Origin of the sequence: Streptomyces sp. NPDC060000 (genome assembly GCF_042737375.1) — a bacterium.
Lineage (GTDB): Bacteria > Actinomycetota > Actinomycetes > Streptomycetales > Streptomycetaceae > Streptomyces.
Window position 1 is genome coordinate 78,722 of sequence record NZ_JBHWUU010000001.1, and the last position, 17,057, is coordinate 95,778.

General features: G+C 73.1%; 13 protein-coding genes and 2 pseudogenes. 12 read left to right on the forward strand and 3 right to left on the reverse strand.

The genetic code is table 11. The features are described from left to right. Positions 1-120 precede the first annotated feature (120 nt). The 3 genes from ACFWBB_RS00340 to ACFWBB_RS00350 form a co-directional block, all read right to left on the reverse strand. Positions 121-1,008: a Gfo/Idh/MocA family protein gene (locus tag ACFWBB_RS00340; RefSeq protein WP_385264790.1), complete on the reverse strand. Its 888-nt coding sequence runs from the start codon at positions 1,006-1,008 to the stop codon at positions 121-123. Between the two features lie 115 nt (positions 1,009-1,123). Beyond that, entirely contained in the window at positions 1,124-1,324 is a 201-nt protein-coding gene (locus ACFWBB_RS00345) for a hypothetical protein (RefSeq protein ID WP_385264793.1), read from the reverse strand. Between the two features lie 84 nt (positions 1,325-1,408). Next, the gene (locus ACFWBB_RS00350) at positions 1,409-2,776 is read right to left on the reverse strand and encodes a diaminopimelate decarboxylase (RefSeq protein WP_385264796.1); all 1,368 of its coding nucleotides are present in this window, start codon (positions 2,774-2,776) and stop codon (positions 1,409-1,411) included. 599 nt (positions 2,777-3,375) lie between these two features. On the opposite strand from ACFWBB_RS00350, the gene ACFWBB_RS00355 reads away from it, so the two are divergent. The 12 genes and pseudogenes from ACFWBB_RS00355 to ACFWBB_RS00410 all read left to right on the forward strand — a co-directional run bounded on the left by ACFWBB_RS00355 (position 3,376) and on the right by ACFWBB_RS00410 (position 17,006). Beyond that, positions 3,376-4,731, forward strand: coding sequence for a helix-turn-helix domain-containing protein (locus tag ACFWBB_RS00355; protein ID WP_385264799.1), 1,356 nt, complete (start codon positions 3,376-3,378; stop codon positions 4,729-4,731). 451 nt (positions 4,732-5,182) lie between these two features. Further along, the gene (locus tag ACFWBB_RS00360; RefSeq protein WP_385264801.1) at positions 5,183-5,908 is read left to right on the forward strand and encodes a hypothetical protein; all 726 of its coding nucleotides are present in this window, start codon (positions 5,183-5,185) and stop codon (positions 5,906-5,908) included. Between the two features lie 52 nt (positions 5,909-5,960). Next, positions 5,961-8,177, forward strand: a complete 2,217-nt coding sequence (locus tag ACFWBB_RS00365; RefSeq protein WP_385264803.1) for a glycosyltransferase — start codon at positions 5,961-5,963, stop codon at positions 8,175-8,177. Beyond that, a complete protein-coding gene (locus tag ACFWBB_RS00370) occupies positions 8,174-9,451 on the forward strand; it encodes an acyltransferase (protein ID WP_385264806.1) in 1,278 nt (425 codons plus the stop codon). The genes ACFWBB_RS00365 and ACFWBB_RS00370 overlap by 4 nt, the downstream gene beginning before the upstream one ends. A gap of 716 nt (positions 9,452-10,167) precedes the next feature. Then, a complete protein-coding gene (locus ACFWBB_RS00375; protein ID WP_385264808.1) occupies positions 10,168-10,950 on the forward strand; it encodes an ABC transporter ATP-binding protein in 783 nt (260 codons plus the stop codon). A 74-nt stretch (positions 10,951-11,024) separates the two neighbouring features. Then, positions 11,025-11,786 (forward strand): annotated as a pseudogene (locus ACFWBB_RS00380) (ABC transporter ATP-binding protein); the annotation flags it as partial. A gap of 329 nt (positions 11,787-12,115) precedes the next feature. Then, positions 12,116-13,012 (forward strand): branched-chain amino acid ABC transporter permease, encoded by an 897-nt coding sequence (locus ACFWBB_RS00385; protein WP_385264811.1) that lies wholly within the window; start codon positions 12,116-12,118, stop codon positions 13,010-13,012. Continuing rightward, positions 13,005-14,123, forward strand: a complete 1,119-nt coding sequence (locus ACFWBB_RS00390) for a branched-chain amino acid ABC transporter permease (protein WP_385264813.1) — start codon at positions 13,005-13,007, stop codon at positions 14,121-14,123. The genes ACFWBB_RS00385 and ACFWBB_RS00390 overlap by 8 nt, the downstream gene beginning before the upstream one ends. After that, positions 14,120-15,397: an ABC transporter substrate-binding protein gene (locus tag ACFWBB_RS00395; RefSeq protein WP_385264816.1), complete on the forward strand. Its 1,278-nt coding sequence runs from the start codon at positions 14,120-14,122 to the stop codon at positions 15,395-15,397. Before ACFWBB_RS00390 ends, ACFWBB_RS00395 begins: the two co-directional genes overlap by 4 nt. A 169-nt stretch (positions 15,398-15,566) precedes the next feature. After that, positions 15,567-16,427 (forward strand): aldo/keto reductase, encoded by an 861-nt coding sequence (locus ACFWBB_RS00400; protein WP_385264819.1) that lies wholly within the window; start codon positions 15,567-15,569, stop codon positions 16,425-16,427. Positions 16,428-16,518: 91 nt separating this feature from the next. Next, positions 16,519-16,653, forward strand: a pseudogene (locus tag ACFWBB_RS00405) (ABC transporter ATP-binding protein); the annotation flags it as partial. A gap of 107 nt (positions 16,654-16,760) precedes the next feature. Then, complete coding sequence (locus tag ACFWBB_RS00410) at positions 16,761-17,006, forward strand: DUF5133 domain-containing protein (protein ID WP_385264822.1); 246 nt, start codon at positions 16,761-16,763, stop codon at positions 17,004-17,006. Positions 17,007-17,057 lie beyond the last annotated feature (51 nt).

Consider the following 17,057-nt stretch of genomic DNA (forward strand, 5'->3'; position numbering starts at 1 on the left):
GCGCACCACATCCGTCCCGCGCTGCCACCCCCGTGACCCGGGCATGCCGCGTCTGACCACGTCCGACGCCCCGGGAGCGCACCGTGCCGGAGGAACCCCTACGGCTTCTGGGCACCGCGGTCAGCGGGCTTCGCTCGTCAGCAGGGTCTCGGCGGCGGCCAGGAGCTCCGTGACGCGCAGGCCGAACGCGGCGTCGCAGGGGTGGGGCCGGCCGTCGCGGGCCGAGGCGAGCAGTTCGTCCGCGGCCCGCGTGAGGGCGCCGGCGGCGTCGCCGCCCCGGGGGAGGCGGGTCGCCCCTGCGGTGCCGCGGAGTTCGACGTCCGCGCCCGTCGCCGCGGGCGGGGCCGTCAGGCTGAGCGTCACCGTGCTGGAGGCACCGCTCACATGGTCCAGGACCAGGTGGACGGTGTCGCGGGGGCCATGGGCGGCGGCCGTCACCCGGCGGACGTCGCCGAGGACCGGCAGCAGCACGGACAGCGCGTGCGGGCCCACGTCCCACAGGGCGCCCTTCTCGCCGCGCCAGGGAGTGGCGAAGGGGCTTTCGCTCGCGCCGTGGAAGACGTCGCCCAGCCACTGGGCGTGCCCGGTGAACCACCCACCGGTGTCCGCCTGTTCGGCGATCCAGTCGGCGGCCCCGGGCATGAACCGGGTGGTGAAGAAGACGACCGAGGCGACCCGGGCATCGCGCGCGGCCCGTACCACTTCCCGCGCCCCGGCCACCGTCGCGGCGACGGGCTTGTCGAGCAGGAGATGACAACCGGCCCCGGCGGCCCGCACCGCGAGCCGCGCCTGCACGTCCGGCGGCAGGGCGACGGCCACCGCGTCCACGTCCGCCAGCAGGGTGTCGACGTGGTCGTAGGCCCGCGTCCCGTGCCGGGCGGCCAGTTCCTCGGCGGCCTCCGGGCGGCGGCCCCAGACACCGGCGAAGTCCAGCGCGTCGTGCGCCTCGAGGACGGGGGCGTGGACCATCCGCGCCCAGGGGCCGGTGCCGAGCAGACCGATGCGCATATCGCTGACTCTCCCTGATGCCGACCGACATGGCGGGTGGCGTCCTCACCGGGACGCCGACCCCGTCCGCGAGCCTCGCACACCGCCGTCGTGCAGGACACCCCGGCCGGTACCGTCAGGCCGCCCGGGCCCGCGTCGGGCGGGACTCGTCCGCCGACGGGATGGGAGAGGTGTCCCGGACCAGACGGAGGTGCCGCCCGCGTGCGGCATGGCGCCGCTTGTCCTCGGCGGGCGCGAGCAGGCGTTCCTCGACCCGGTCCATGACCGTCAGCAGGACGGACAGCAGCGGCAGCAGCAGTACGGCGATCCAGAGCATGGCTCTCTCCTCGGCTGGCGACGCGAAGCCGGGTGCTCCGAATCGGGCCGTTGATTCCTGCCGGGACGGTTTCGGCTCCGGGACTCAGGTCCCAGGCGGCGCGCCGAACCCCGTCACCAGGGCGTCCGCCTGGGCCAGACCGCTCTCGGCGGAGATCTCCCGCACCGTCTGGGCCGGCCGGATCGTGGCGAACGTGACCTGACCGCCGTCGAGCAGACAGCCGTACACGGCGGGCCTCGGCAGGCTGTTGTACGACCAGTGCGCCGAGAAGTAGTACCCGCCCGTGTCGTGCAGCACCACCAGGTCCCCCTCGGCCAGCGCGGGCAGCGGCCGGTCGTGCGCCACGACGTCCCCGGCGAAGCAGAGCGGCCCGGCGACGTCGTGGCGCACGACGGGCGTCCGCTTGGGCGTGCCGTCCGGGCCGTACGCGGATACGCGCAGCGGCCAGGCGTCCGGCATGAAGACGGTACGGGTGGCGACCTGGCCGCCGGCGTGGGTGAGGGCGACCCGGCGGCCGCCGGCCTCCTTGACGTACTCGACGAGGGCCGCCGTGAAGCCGTTCTTGGCGACCAGGGAGCGGCCGAACTCGGTGACCACCTGGTAGCGGCCGTCCAGCAGCGCCGGTTCGGCGGCGGTGAGCGCGGCCACGTACTCCGCGTAGGTGGGTGTGACCGTGTCGTCGGCGAAGTTCACCGGCAGCCCGCCGCCCAGGTCGAGGCTGGTCACCTGGCGGCGGCCGACGTGCGCGTTGATCTCCTCGGCGAGCCGGTGGACCGCGGCGAGGCCCTCCGCGATCAGTGGCAGCGGGCAGCCCTGCGAACCCACGTGCGCGTGCAGCCGGGTCAGCCACGGCCGCCGGGCGAAGGCCTCGACGACACGGGTGCGGGCACCGGGATCACGCAGCGCCACGCCGAACTTGGAATGCGCGGTCGCCGTGCTCATCGCGCCGATCGACCCGCCCCCCACCTGGGGATTGACCCGCACCCCGAGCACCGACGCGCAGTCCTCGGGGCGCAGGACGTCGATCCGGTCCAGCTCGTCGAGGCTGTCCGCGTTGAGTGCCACGCCGAGCGCGAGGGCTTCGCGGATCTCCCGGCGGGTCTTGGCCGGCGAGTCCAGCACGATGCGCGCCGGGGCGAACCCCGCGTCCAGCGCCATCCGCAGCTCGCCCGGGCTCGCCACCTCGCAGCCCATGCCGGTGTCGGCCAGCAGCCGCAGCACCGGCACCAGCGAACAGGCCTTGGCGGCGAAGGTGTGCAGGACGTCCGGCACGCGCGCGAACGCCTCGTGCAGGCCGGCGACGCTGTCGCGCACACCCCGTACGTCGATGAACCCGGCCAGCGGCCGGTCCTCGCCGAGCAGCCCGTCCATGACGGCCTGACGGACGGCGAGGTCGACGGGAGAGGCGTCGGGAGAGGCGTCGGGCCGGTGGTTCTCGGTGGGGAGTGGCACGTGCTCGTCTCCTTCGAGGAGGGAGGGGTGTCACGCGGTCGGGTGACCCTTCCAGATTCCTCCCGCACCGGCCACACGTCTTCGGGGGGCTGTCCAAAGAAAAGCGGAACCCTTGTGTCCGCGGACGGGCGAGTGCCCTTCGTGCATCGGCCGACACGCCCTCCCTCGTGGCCCGCCGCGCATCCCCGCCGACGAGAGGTGGCCGGGCCCCGAGGCAGACGGCCGACTGATCCCACTCGCCTCCGGAAGGAGAGCGTGCCGCTGCCCGCTGCCCGCTGCCCGCTGCCCGCTGCCCGCTGCCCGGTACCTGCTGCCCGCGGTCTGCGGCCCACTGCCGTTGTCGCTGTGCCCGCGCACGCGGCGCGGCGGCGGCCGTCGGGCCCCGGCACAGGACGCGTCACGCCTGTCGCGAAAGGTCCTCGCGGCACCGGCTTGCGCGCCCGGGGCGCACCCTGTGCGCAGGCCGGGAAAGCCGGGGCGGGAGCGCTGACCGGACCGAAATCAATCGTGCGCACCCTCTGGAGACCGACCGGACGGTATGCCATCCTTCGGGGCAGGACGAGTCGGACGGCGGGACACAGCCCAGGGGGAGGACCGCGATGCACCAGGCCCTAAGGTCACGGACCGTGTTCCGTCCCGCGTCCGGCACACCGGCTGCGCCCGGCCCCCGGCCGCACCCGCAGCCCGTCCGGTCGCTGATCGACGCCGACGCCCTGCGGGTCCTGCACCGCGCCGCCCGCGTGCTCCTGGCGGACCTGCCCGATCTCACCGACCGGCTGGTGGCCGCACTCCAGGACCTGGAGCCCGCCTACCGTGCGGCCGTGACCAGCGATCCCGCCGCCACCTGGCAGGAGGTGCACCGCTCGCTGCGGCACAGCGTGTCCTCGCTGCTCGACCCGCGCGGCAGCCGGGACGCGGCCCGCCGGTGCTCGTGGAAGATCGGCGCGACCCGAGCGGAGCAGGGCCTGCCGCTGGACGCCCTGCTGCACGCGTTCCGGCTCGGTGGGTCCCTGGTGTGGCAGGGCCTCATCGAGGAGACCTGCCGCACCGCTCCCGAGGACGTGCGGCTGCTCGTGCACATCGCCACCGACGTGTGGAACTTCGTCGACGAGCACTGCTCCCTGGTCGCGGACGCCTACCGCCAGGTCGAACGGCAGCTCGCCTGGCGACGCGAGAACCGGCTGCGGGTGCTCGCGGGCGCCCTGCTCGACGGAGCGAGCCGCATCGCGGACCTGCCGGAGACCGCCCACGCGCTGGACCTTCCCGAAGAGGGCCGGTACGTCGTCGTGGCGGTGGCGGCCGGCTGCCCTTCAGGCGGCGCCGCAGCACGCTCCGCCCATGGCCGGGGCACGCGCGTGTACTGGCACACGGGTGTGGAGGTGGACTACGGCATCGTCCTGCTGGGCGAGGGCGAGGGCGAGGGCGAGGGCGAGGGCGAGGGCGAGGGTGAGGGTGGGCGTGGGGGTGCGGGCGAGGGCGTGGATGCCGGGAGCCGCCCGCCGCTGTCCGCCGTTCCCCCGGTCGCCGGGAGCGCGCGGACGGGGGTCAGCACGGTCGTGTCGGGACTGGCCGCGGTCGGGGACGCCCGCCGTCTCGCGGACATCGCACTGGACATGTGCCCGCGGACCGGCGGCACGGTCCGGCTGACGGAGCACCTTCCGGCGGCGCTGGTGGTCTCCGCCCCCGGCCTGGGCTCGGCGCTGGTCGAGCGGGTTCTGGGGCCGCTGGGCGGTCTGGAGCCCGCCGACGAGGCCGTCCTGCTCGACACCCTGGCCACCTGGCTGGCCTGCGACGGCTCCGCCCAGCGGGCGGGGGAGCGGCTGTACTGCCACCGCAACACCGTCCTCAACCGACTGCGCCGCTACGAGCAGTTGACGGGCCGCTGCCTGTCCCGCCCGGCCGACCTGGTGGAGGTCAGTCTCGCCCTGACGGTCCGGGGCCTGAGGGCCCGCTGAACCGGCGAGGCGTGCGGTGAGCAACCGGCCTGTGAGCGCCGTCCACCCCGTGAGGTCCCCGTCTGTCCGTGGCGGACGAATGTGCAAGCACCATTTTCAGCCACCGCAGAAAGGCCGGACGCTTCACCTATCTGACACAAACTTTACGCTTTTAGCAATTGAGCTATAGTCACCGTCCAAGCATCAACTATTCGGGGGGGCGCTCGGACCAGGTGGGGGCCTGGTTCGGTCGACGTGTGCTGGGCTTCGTCTGCGCGGCCCCCGTGGCAGTCTCCTGGGGGACGGGTAAGTGGAACATTGGCTGGATGACGCCCAACCTGAAGGGTCTGACAGCGCATCAGGGCTCGACGGCACCCTGTTCGCCGGGCGTCGAACCGGCACGCGGACGAGGACGGTACGAGCCGGGAGCTTCTGGGAGGCCCCGGACGAACCGGGGGCCGCGCGAACCGGAGTGGCGGCCCTCCTGCCCGGCGGCACCGCGGTGTACCCGGCCTTCACGGACGCCGGTGCGGCCGAGCCCCTCCACGACGCTGACGAACTGACGGTGCAGCTCGGGAGCGTCGACCCGGCGTCCCCGCCAGGCACTTCCGAAAGTCGGCTCGCGTCCCAGGACGGCGCCGGCAGGCCCGTCTTCGTCGACGAGTCAGGCCGCCGCAGCCGCCGGTTGCGGTGGCTCGGCGCGGCCATCGGCGTCATCTGCTCCGGGTACGCCCTCGTCATCGTCGCCACCCTCGTCTCCGGCAACTCCAGCGCCCCCTGGCTGCCCCTGCCGGGACAGGGCGACGACACGCCTGCCGCGAAGGTCGAGACCTCGTCCGTGCCGTCGGCCCCGGCGAGCCCCTCGGGCTCGTACGGCGCCGCTCCCGGGGCGGGGACCTCGGCCTCCGCCGCGACGGTGTCGTCCGCGGGCGGCGCCGCCCACGTGCCCGGTGCCACCGCGAGCCCCACTCGGCCGGAGGCGTCCGCGCTGCCCGAGGCGTCCACCACCGGGACGACGACCGTGAACACCACCGCCCCGGCGACCACGTCCGGCCCCACGGCCCCGGAATCCGCCGCCGCCTCGCCCGAGGCGAGCCAGCCCGGCGGCGGGGGCGAGTCCTCACCGACCGCCGTCGAGGACACCGGCGGCACGGGCGAGGTCGTCGGCGACGCGAACTCCGTGTTGTCCGCCGGCTGACACCCCCGCCGCGCAGCCCACGCCTTCTTCCCTTCCTGGAGCACACCTTCCGATGGCATTTCCCGCCCGCCGTCGCACGCCCGCAGCCGCGACCCGTGACAGCGCCGCGACCCGTGACAGCGCCGTCCGGCGCCGACTGCCGATGCGCCTGACGCTGCCCGTCCTCGTGCTGGTCGCCCTGATGGCGATGCTCATGGTGCGCGGATACGTCCACAGCGAGATCCTCGCCGACCACCGCGTCCGGCCCGAGGCGACCACCGACAAGGTGCCCGACGAGATCCTGGACGGCGGCCCGGTCATCGACACCCGCGGCGGCCGCATCGCCAGCCGGGAGGTGCCCGACCACCGTCTGGTCCTGACCTTCGACGACGGCCCCGACCCGGTCTGGACCCCCCAGGTCCTCGACGTGCTCAAGAAGCACCACGCGCACGCCGTCTTCTTCGTCACCGGGACCATGGCCTCCCGCTACCCGGACCTGGTCCGGCGGATGGTCGACGAGGGTCACGAGGTCGGCCTGCACACCTTCAACCACCCCGACCTCTCCTACCAGTCGCAGAAACGTATCTCCTGGGAGCTCTCCCAGAACCAGCTCGCGCTCGCCGGCGCGGCGGGCATCCGCACCTCGCTGTTCCGTCCGCCGTACTCGTCCTTCGCCGACGCGATGGACGACAAGTCCTGGCCCGTCACCCGGTACATCGGCTCACGCGGCTACCTCACCGTCGTCAACAACACCGACAGCGAGGACTGGAAGAAGCCCGGCGTCGAGGAGATCATCAGGCGCGCCACGCCGAAGGGCGGCAAGGGCGCGATCGTCCTGATGCACGACTCCGGCGGCGACCGCCACCAGACAGTGCAGGCGCTGGACCGGTTCCTGCCCGAGCTGCGGTCCCGCGGCTACGAGTTCGAGAACCTCACCCGAGCCCTCGGCGCGCCCAGCGCACACACTCCTGTCACCGGTCTCGACCTGTGGAAGGGCAAGGCCTGGATCTTCCTCGTCGGGGCCGCCGAGAACATCACCGGGGTCCTGGTGGTGGGCCTCGCGGTGATCGGTGTCCTGGTCATCAGCCGGTTCGGGCTCATGCTGCTGCTGTCCGCCCTGCACGCCCGCAGGGTGCGCAGGCCCGGATTCGGCTGGGGCCCCGCGGTCACCGAACCGGTGTCGGTGCTGGTTCCGGCGTACAACGAGGCCAAGTGCATCGAGAACACCGTCCGCTCGCTGATGGCGAGTGAGCACCCCGTGGAGGTACTCGTCATCGACGACGGTTCCTCCGACGGCACCGCGTCGATCGTGGAGACCATGGGTCTGCCGAACGTCCGGGTCGTCCGCCAGCTCAACGCGGGCAAGCCCGCCGCCCTAAACCGGGGCATCGCCAACGCCCGGCACGACCTCATCGTGATGATGGACGGCGACACGGTCTTCGAGCCGGCCACCGTCCGCGAACTGGTGCAGCCCTTCGGCGACCCGAAGGTCGGCGCCGTCGCCGGCAACGCCAAGGTCGGCAACCGGAACTCGCTGATCGGCGCCTGGCAGCACATCGAGTACGTGATGGGCTTCAACCTCGACCGCCGGATGTACGACGTGCTGGGCTGCATGCCCACCATCCCCGGCGCGGTCGGCGCCTTCCGTCGCACCGCCCTGGAGCGGGTCGGCGGCATGAGCGACGACACGCTCGCCGAGGACACCGACATCACCATGGCCATGCACCGCGACGGCTGGAAGGTGGTGTACGCGGAGAATGCCCGCGCCTGGACCGAGGCCCCGGAGACCGTCCAGCAGCTGTGGTCCCAGCGCTACCGCTGGTCGTACGGCACCATGCAGGCGATCTGGAAGCACCGCCGGGCCGTCGTCGAGCGCGGCCCGTCCGGCCGGTTCGGCCGCGTGGGACTGCCGTTCGTCTCGCTGTTCATGGTCCTGGCCCCGCTGCTGGCCCCGCTCATCGACGTCTTCCTCCTCTACGGAGTGGTCTTCGGCCCCACCCAGAGGACGGTCGTCGCCTGGCTGGGCGTCCTCGCCGTCCAGGCGGTGTGCGCGGCCTACGCCTTCCGGCTCGACCGCGAACGCATGACCCACCTGGTCTCGCTGCCCCTGCAGCAGATCCTCTACCGCCAGCTCATGTACGTCGTGCTGCTCCAGTCCTGGATCACCGCCCTCACCGGCGGCCGGCTGCGCTGGCAGAAGCTGCGCCGCACCGGCGCCGTCGAGGCACCGGGGGGCCCGGCGCCCGGTCGGCGCAGCAGCAGCACCTACGACCGGAGGCCTGTCGCATGACCCAGGGTTACCCGACCGGGACGAACGCGGATGCCGAGTGGACACCGGCCTTCGGCGTCCCCCGGCAGCGCACCGCGAAATCCGCCCCGGAACCGCCCGCCACGGCCGGGGCCGAGGTCGCGTCCGCAGCGAAGAAGCCGGGACGCGACCGCTACCTCGACCTGCTGCGCACGATCGCTCTGGTCCGGGTGGTGGTCTACCACCTGTTCGGCTGGGCCTGGCTCACCGTGCTGTTCCCTTCCATGGGCGTCATGTTCGCACTGGCGGGCTCGCTGATGGCGCGCTCGCTGAAGCGTCCGGCGCTGGGTGTGATCCGGGACCGGGTCCGTCGACTGCTGCCGCCGCTGTGGCTGTTCGGCGCGGCCGCCCTGACGCTGATGTTCGCGGGCGGCTGGAATCCGCTGAAGGATCCCGACCACGGGGGCGCCCTGGGCGTCGTCGAACTGCTCAACTACGTCGTCCCGCTCGGCGCGCCTCCGTTCCCCTGGGACATCGGCTCCAAGTCCGGCCTGCTGGAGAACACCTGGGCGGTGCAGGCAGCCGGTGTGCTGTGGTACCTGCGGGCGTACCTGTGGTTCGTGCTGGCCTCTCCGCTGCTGCTGTGGGCGTTCCGCAGAGCGCCCTGGGTCACGGTGTTCGCACCGCTGGCGCTGACGGCCGTGGTGGGCACGGGCCTGGTGTCCATACCCGGCGAGACCGGCAACGCGGTCAGCGACTTCGCCGTCTACGGCAGCTGCTGGGTCCTCGGCTTCGCCCACCAGGAGGGGCAGCTCGCGCGGATACCCCGTTATGCCGCGGTCTCCTGCTCCGCACTCGTCATGGCCTTCGGCCTGTGGTGGGCCTCGGGGCACCTGGGGCCGGACGGCTGGGACCTCAATGACATCCCGCTGGCACAGGCGGCCTGGTCCTTCGGGTTCGTGGTGATCCTGCTCCAGTACTCGCCCTCCTGGCAGGAACTCCCGCGCAGGCTTGCCCGTTGGGACAAGCTGATCACGCTTTCCAACAACCGTGCCGTCACGATCTACCTGTGGCACAACATGCTGATCATGGCCACCGTCCCGATCATCGACCTGGCGTACGGGCTTCCCTTCATGGAGAACGAAAGCGCCACGGCGGCCCTCGACACCACCTACATGCTGTGGATGTTCGTACTGGTCTGGCCCCTCATCGCGGTGATGATCCTCGCGACCGGCTGGATCGAGGACATCGCGGCGAAGAGGAAGCCGCGTCTGTGGCCCGACGGACGCAGGAGCAGCGCGCGGCGCGCGAGGTGACGCGACGGCGGGCCGGTCGTCACGGGGGCCGCCGCTGAGCGCGGCGGCACCCGCATCGGTCCCGGTACCCGCGCTGCCCGCACGAACCGCACGTCGACAGTGACCGGCGGGGCCGTTCCCCGGCCCGTCGGCATCACCCCGACTCTCCGCGCCACCACCGAACCACCGACCACGAGGGCGCCTCAGGCCCGCACACCTGGGCACACCCGCGTTCCGCCTCTTGCGGGTGCCCGTGGTCCTCCTGGCTGAGCACACCCGCGTCGCGCTGCCCCGTTCCGGGTGCCTGCGGCCCGCACACCTGGGCACACCCGCCTTCCGCCTCTTGCGGGTGCCTGTGGCCCTCCTGGCTGAGCACACCCGCGTCGCGCTGCCCCGTTCCGGGTGCCTGCGGCCCGCACACCTGGGCACACCCGCCTTCCGCCTTTTCCGGGTGCCTGTGGCCCTCCTGCCCGGGGTACATCCGTGTCGCACCTTTTCCGGGTGCCCGTGGCCCTCCTGTCTGAGTACACCTCCTGGCTGACTACACCCGCGGCGTACCTCCCCCGGGTACCCGCGGCCCGTCCCCCTGGGCAGCCGCACAAGCCTGTCTGCCTCCCGTTGGGGCCGCGCAGCGACCCCGCTTCCGGCTCTGTACCGCCGCTTGTCCCCCGTGCTGTCGTGAGCTCCCCTTCCGCCGAAACGCCGTGCCCGCCCCGGCACGGATCCGAGGAGCCGCGATGCCCGGAGTACCCCCGCAGGAGCGGCCCGCGCTGCACGTCGAAGGTCTCGACGTGACGTACGGGCGGGCCCTGTCGGCCCTGCGTTCCGTGTCCCTGACCGTCCCGCACGGCGCGGTCGTGGCGCTGCTGGGCGCCAACGGCGCCGGCAAGTCCACGCTGCTGCGGGCGGTGTCGGGCACCCTGCGCCTGCATCGCGGCACCGTCACGGCCGGCCTCATCCGCTATGGAGACACGGTCCTCGACGGCCGTGACCCGGTCGCGGCGGTACGGGCCGGCGTCGTGCAGGTCCCGGAGGGCCGGAGGGTCTTCGCCGGCCTGACCGTGGAGGAGAACCTCCGCTCCGGCGGCCTCGGCCTCGGCCGTCGGGCGCCCCAGCTGCTCCGGGAGGCCCGCGACCGCGTGTACACGCTGTTCCCCGTGCTCGCCGAACGCGGTCGGCAGGCGGCCGGTCTGCTGTCCGGGGGAGAGCAGCAGATGCTGGCCATCGGGCGGGCGCTGATGGCCGCGCCCCGGCTGCTCCTGCTCGACGAGCCGTCCCTCGGCCTGGCCCCGCGCATGGTGTTCCGGATCGCCGAGGTGATCCGCGAGATCAACGGCCAGGGCACGGCCGTCCTGCTGGTCGAACAGAACGCGGGTATGGCGCTGTCCCTCGCCGACCACGCGCACGTGCTGGAAGTGGGCGAGGTCCGGCTGTCCGGTCCGGCCGACGACCTCGCGCGCACGGACGCGGTACGGCGCCTCTACCTCGGTGACGACGCCGGTGACCAGGGGGCCGCGTGAACATCCGCCCCGCCACGCGTACCGCCCCCGCCACGCGTACCGCCCCCGGCCGTGCCCCGGCGGACACCCCCGAGCTGCGGGTGCGGGACGTGACCGTGCGCTTCGCCGGTCTGACGGCCCTGGACGCGGTGTCGTTCACCGTCGCCCCGGGTTCCGTGCACGCCCTGATCGGCCCCAACGGCGCCGGGAAGTCCACCTGCTTCAACGTCCTGTCGGGCCTGTACCGTCCGGCGTCCGGGCAGGTCCGGCTCGGCGACGCCACCCTGACCGGACTCGCGCCCCACCGGATCGCCGCCCTCGGTGTGGCCCGCACGTTCCAGAACATCGTCACCACCGAGGGAACCGTCGCCGACAACCTCATGCTCGGCCGGCACGTCCTCTCCCGCGCGGGCTTCGCCGCGACCGCCCTGCGCCTGCCCGGCGCCGTGCGCGAACAGCACGCCCATCTCGCCCGGGCCCGTGAGATCGCCGAACTCACCGGACTGGCCGCCCGTTTCGACACGCCCGTCGCCCTGTTGTCGTACGGCGACCGCAAACGCGTGGAACTCGCCCGAGCGCTCTGTCTCGAGCCGCGGGTCCTGCTGCTCGACGAGCCCGTGGCCGGCATGAACGGCGCCGAACGCCTCCGGACTGCCGAGGTGATCGACGCCGTCCGCGCGGAACTCGGTCTGTCCGTCCTGCTGGTGGAGCACGACATGAGCCTCGTGATGCGCCTCGCCGACGAGGTCACGGTGCTCGACTTCGGGCGGTGCATCGCCCACGGCACCCCCGACGAGGTCCGCCGCCACCCCGAGGTACTGCGCGCCTACCTCGGCACCCCGGGCGAGGAAGCCGCTCCGGGGCAGGACACCGCCCCAGGAGAGAACACCGCCCTCGAAGCGGACGCCGACTCCGAAGCGGACATCGACTCCGAAGCGGACATCGACTCCGAGACGGACGCCGACTCCGAGGCGGACCGCCACTCCGGGGCGGACGCCGACTCCGGGGCGGACGCCGACTCCGGGGCGGACGCCGACTCCGGGGCGGACGCCGACTCCGGGGCGGACGCCGACTCCGGGGCGGACGCCCACTCCGAAACGGACGCCGACTCCGAGGCGGATGCCCACTCCGAAGTGGACGCCGACTCCCGAGCTGACGCCGACTCCGAAAAGGACAAGGACTCCGAATGACCGCCTTTCTGGACAGCGTCCTCACCGGCCTCGCCCTCGGCGCGGTCTACGCGCTGGTCGCGCTCGGCTTCGTCGTCATCTTCAAGGCGTCGGGGGTGCTCAACTTCGCCCATGGCTCGCTGCTGCTGTTCGGCGGCTACCTGATCGCCGTCCTCCACGACGACCTCGGTTTCGCCGGCGCCCTCGCGGTGTCCGTCCTGGCGACCGCCGCGCTCGCCGGAGCGCTGGACCGGCTGCTGCTGCAACGCGGCGACCCCGATCCCAAGGCCGCCCATGTGCAGACCATCGTCACCATCGGCGTGGACATCGTGCTGCTCACCGACCTGTCCCGGCGCATCGGCGGCGACCTGCTGACCCTCGGTGACCCGTGGGGGGCCTCGGTGACCCGCCTGGGCCCGGTGACCGTCGCCGACAGCCGGCTCGCCGCGATCGCCGTCTCCGCGCTCGCCATCGGCGCCGTCTTCGCCCTGTTCCGCCACACGTCCTGGGGTCTCGCCCTGCGGGCCGCCGCCGAGGACACGGAGGCGGCCGCCCTCATGGGCGTACGGCTGAGCCGGGTGCGCATGCTCGCCTGGTGTCTGGCAGGCGCCCTGGCCGCCCTGGCCGCCGTGTTCCTCGCGGCGTTTCCCGCCCCCGGGCTGGAACGGACCACCGGTCAAATCGCCCTCAAGGCCTTCCCGGCGGCGATCCTCGGCGGTCTGACCTCCCCGCCCGGCGCCCTGGCGGGCAGCCTGCTGATCGGTCTCACCGAGGCTCTGGCGGCCGGCTACCAGTCCGAACTGCACTTCCTGGGCGAGGGGTTCGGCGATGTCGCCCCGTACGCCGTCATGGTGGCCGTCCTGCTGGTGCGGCCCACCGGACTGTTCGGCGCGAAGGGAGCGGCTCGTGTCTGAGCGGATCCCCAAGGGCGCCGTCGTGCTCCTGACCGCCCTTCTTTTGTGCGCGCTGCCCTTCTACCTGGACGCCTTCTGGCTGCGCATCGGCCTCTTCTCGATGGCCGCCGCGATCGGCGCCGTCGGCCTGGGCCTGCTCACCGGCACCGCGGGCCAGCTCTCCCTGGGGCACGCCTTCTTCCTCGCCGTGGGTGCCTACGGCTACACCTGGCTGGCGGGCGAACCCGGGCCCGGGCTGCCCACGGTGCTCGCCGCGCTCCTCGCTGTGCTGCTCGCCGGGGCGGCGGGCGGGCTGTTCAGTCCCGTCGCCGGACGGGTGCGGGGCATCTACCTGGGTGTCGCCACGCTCGCCCTGGTCTTCCTGGGCCACCACGTGCTGCTCACGGCCGACTCCGTGACCGGCGGGTTCAACGGCCGCTCCGTGCCCCCGCTGAGCCTGGGCGGGTTCTCCTTCAGCGACGACGGCCCCGGACTGGTCCTCCTCGGCGTGCCGTTCGGCGCCGAGGAACGGCTGTGGTACCTCGGCCTCGTCCTGCTGGCCGGCACCTGGTGGACCGCGCGCGGTCTGCTGCGCGGACGCCCGGGGCGCGCCCTCGCCGCCCTGCGCGACAGCGAGACGGCGGCCGCGGTGATGGGCGTCGACGTCGCCCGTCACCGCTCGGCGGCCTTCGTCGTGTCGTCGATGTACGCCGGCCTGGCCGGAGTCCTGCTCGCGCTGGCCTTCCGCCGGGTCGTCCCCGACTACTTCGGCCTGGCCCTCTCGGTCGACTACCTGGCGATGATCGTGATCGGCGGCCTCGGCTCGGTCGCCGGCGCCGCCGCGGGCGCCGTCTTCGTCACCGCCCTCCCCCTGCTGATGACCCGTTACGCCGACCAGTTGCCCCTGGTGACCACCCCCGGCACCACCGACGGCGGGGTGGGCCCGACCGAGGCCGCCCGCTACCTCTACGGCGCCGCGATCGTCCTGGTCCTGCTGTACGCCCCGGACGGACTGCGCGGCCTCGTCCGCCGTGTCCGCACCCGCCTGCGCCCCGCCTCCGGGGCCTCCGCCCCGCCGCCCACCGTCCGTCCGACCGCTTCCGCCGTCCGAACCAAGGAGCACACCCCGTGAACCGCACGCACCACAGGCACCGCACCCCCGCCCCCGTACTCGCCGCCGCGCTCGCGGCCCTGCTCGTCGCGGCCACCGGCTGCAGCTCCAAGGCGGACGGCGGCAGCGGCTCCGAGAGCGCCGACGGCGTCAGAACGGGCCCGGGGGTCACCGCCAGGACCATCAGACTCGGCGCCCTCACCGACCTGACCGGCCCCTACGCCACCCTCGGCAAGTCCATCGTGCAGGCCCAGCAGATGTGGGCCGACGAGACCAACGCGGGCGGCGGCGTCTGCGGCCGCAAGGTCGAGATCGTCGTCAAGGACCACGGCTACGACGTGCAGAAGGCGGTCACCGCCTACGCCGACCTCGCCCCGGACGTGGTCGCGCTGCCGCAGGTCATCGGATCCCCCGTGGTCGCCGCCCTCCTCGACGACATCGAGAGCGACCACCTGCTCACCTTCCCGCAGGCCTGGGCGGCCTCCCTGCTGGGCAAGGACTCCGTCCAGGTCATCGGCACCACCTACGACGTCGACATGCTCGCGGCCGTCGACTTCCTCACCCGCACCAAGGGTCTCGCCAAGGGCGACGCCATAGGCCATGTCTACTTCGAGGGCGACTACGGCGCCAACGCCCTGGAGGGTTCGACCTGGGCGGCCGAGCGGGCCGGCCTGAAGATCGTCCCGCAGAAGATCAAGGCGACGGACACGGACCTGACCGCGCAGGTGTCCGCGTTGCGCAAGGCAGGCGTGAAGGCCGTCCTGATCAGCGCGGGCCCGGCGCAGACGGCCTCGCTGGTCGGCGTCGCCGCCTCCCGCGGACTGAAGGTGCCCGTCGTCAGCAGCGCGCCCGGATTCGCGCCGCAGTTGTTGAAGACGCCCGCGGCACCGGCCCTGCTGGGCATGCTGAACGTGGTCGGCGCGGCGCCCGCCGTCAGCTCGGACCTGCCCGGTGTCCGGAAGATGGTGGCCGCCTACGGGAAGAGGTACCCGGCCTCCCCGGTGGACTCCGGGGTGCTGTCCGGATACAACGCCGCCCAACTGCTGGGCGCCGACCTGAAGAAGGCCTGCGCGGCCGGCAGCCTCGCGCGGGAGGACGTGGTGAAGGCGCACCGCGCCCAGAAGAACGCCGACACCGGACTCGGCTCCCCGCAGGACTTCTCGGACGTGTCCCGGCCCGCCGCCCTGGAAACGTACGTGCTCAAGCCGGACGCGAAGGCGGTCGGCGGTCTGGTGGGCGTGGAGGACGCGCACCGGGCGCCGGGGGTGACGGAGTACCTGGCGGACCGCTCCTGACCGGCCGCCCGGTGATTCAGCGGCCCCGCTGCTGAATGCGTTCGCTCATCTCCATTGGACCCGCGGCCGACAGCGGGGCCAGGCTGGAGGACGTCCGGTGCGCCGCCGTCACCTTCGGTGGCACCGGACTTCCACCTGCCCGCCCGCATTCGAAAGAGGTCGCGAGCCCATGCAGAACCGCCGTATCGGTGACCTGGACATCAGCGCGATCGGCCTCGGCGCCATGCCCATGTCGATCGAAGGACGACCCGACGAGGCCCGGTCCCTCGCCACGATCCACGCCGCGCTGGACGCCGGCGTGACACTGATCGACACCGCGGACGCCTATCACCTCGGCGCCGACGAGGTCGGCCACAACGAGACCCTCATCGCCAAGGCGCTCGCCTCCCACGACCGGGGCCGGGACGTCCTGGTCGCCACCAAGGGCGGCCATCTGCGCCCCGGCGACGGTAGCTGGACCCTGGACGGCAGCCCCGCACACCTCAGGGCGGCCTGCGAGGCGTCGCTGCGCCGGCTCGGCGTGGAGGCCATCGGCCTGTACCAGTTCCACCGCCCCGACCCGCGGGTCCCCTACGCGGAGTCCGTCGGCGCGGTGCGCGACCTGCTGGACGAGGGCAAGATCCGCGCCGCCGGCATCTCCAACGCGAACCCCGAGCAGATCAGGCAGGCGAACGAGATCCTCGGCGGACGCCTGGCCGCCGTGCAGAACCAGTTCTCCCCGGCCTTCCGCTCCAGCGAGCCCGAACTGCGCCTGTGCCACGAGCTCGGCATCGCGTTCCTGCCGTGGAGCCCGCTCGGCGGCATCTCCCGCGCCCGCGAACTGGGCTCCTCCTACGCGCCGTTCGCCCATGTCGCCGAGGCCCACGGGGTCAGCCCGCAGCGGGTGTGCCTGGCCTGGATGCTCGCCAGGTCGCCGGTCGTGGTGCCGATCCCGGGAGCGAGCCGCCCCGAGACGATCCTCGACTCCCTCGCCGCGACGGACCTCGTCCTCACCGCCGGCGAACTCGGGGCTCTGGACGCCGCCGTCTGACACGACCACCGGGAGGACCGCCGTCCATGGCGTCGTCGTACGAGAGACCGCTCGACCACAACTACCGGGGCGAGCACCCGATCCGCACCCTCGCCCGTCCACCGTGCGCGGCGCGGACCGGATCGTGGTGATGGGGGAGGGGCGGATCCTGGAGACCGGCACGCACGACGAACTTCCGGGCCGCGGCGGCGCCTGCACGGAGCTGCACAGCGGGCAGGTCGCGTGACGGTGCGTGGCCGGATCATGACCCTGGAGGGTGACTTCTTCGCCGGCCGCGCATGAACTGCCCAGGCCCGGGCACACGCAGCGCAACACACGTAGAGAGGGGCGCTCGTGATCGTTCCGGACCAGAAGGTCGCCAGGACGTTGCTCACCCGGTACGCGACGCTGAGGATCGCCCAGGCGGAGCGGGACACACCGCAGACGGCTCGTGAACTGCGGGACGTGACGTACACCTTGTGCGTGCTGATGGGCACGTCCGACGTCAGGGAGGCGGTCGCCGCGGCCGACGCCCTGCTCGGGTCCGCGGCGGCGGTGCCCGCGGACGACGCGGAGAGCGGACTGTCCCTGGCCGTCTGACTGCGGCCCCGGGCCGGACCCGGCGCGCGGCGGTGCCCTCCGGGCTCCCGC

Coding starts and splice junctions, on each gene's coding strand:
- ACFWBB_RS00355 (WP_385264799.1), top strand. CDS start 3,376: ATGCACCAGGCCCTAAGGTCACGGACCGTGTTCCGTCCCGCGTCCGGC.
- ACFWBB_RS00375 (WP_385264808.1), top strand. CDS start 10,168: ATGCCCGGAGTACCCCCGCAGGAGCGGCCCGCGCTGCACGTCGAAGGT.
- ACFWBB_RS00365 (WP_385264803.1), top strand. CDS start 5,961: ATGGCATTTCCCGCCCGCCGTCGCACGCCCGCAGCCGCGACCCGTGAC.
- ACFWBB_RS00370 (WP_385264806.1), top strand. CDS start 8,174: ATGACCCAGGGTTACCCGACCGGGACGAACGCGGATGCCGAGTGGACA.
- ACFWBB_RS00400 (WP_385264819.1), top strand. CDS start 15,567: ATGCAGAACCGCCGTATCGGTGACCTGGACATCAGCGCGATCGGCCTC.
- ACFWBB_RS00340 (WP_385264790.1), bottom strand. CDS start 1,008: ATGCGCATCGGTCTGCTCGGCACCGGCCCCTGGGCGCGGATGGTCCAC.
- ACFWBB_RS00345 (WP_385264793.1), bottom strand. CDS start 1,324: ATGCTCTGGATCGCCGTACTGCTGCTGCCGCTGCTGTCCGTCCTGCTG.
- ACFWBB_RS00385 (WP_385264811.1), top strand. CDS start 12,116: ATGACCGCCTTTCTGGACAGCGTCCTCACCGGCCTCGCCCTCGGCGCG.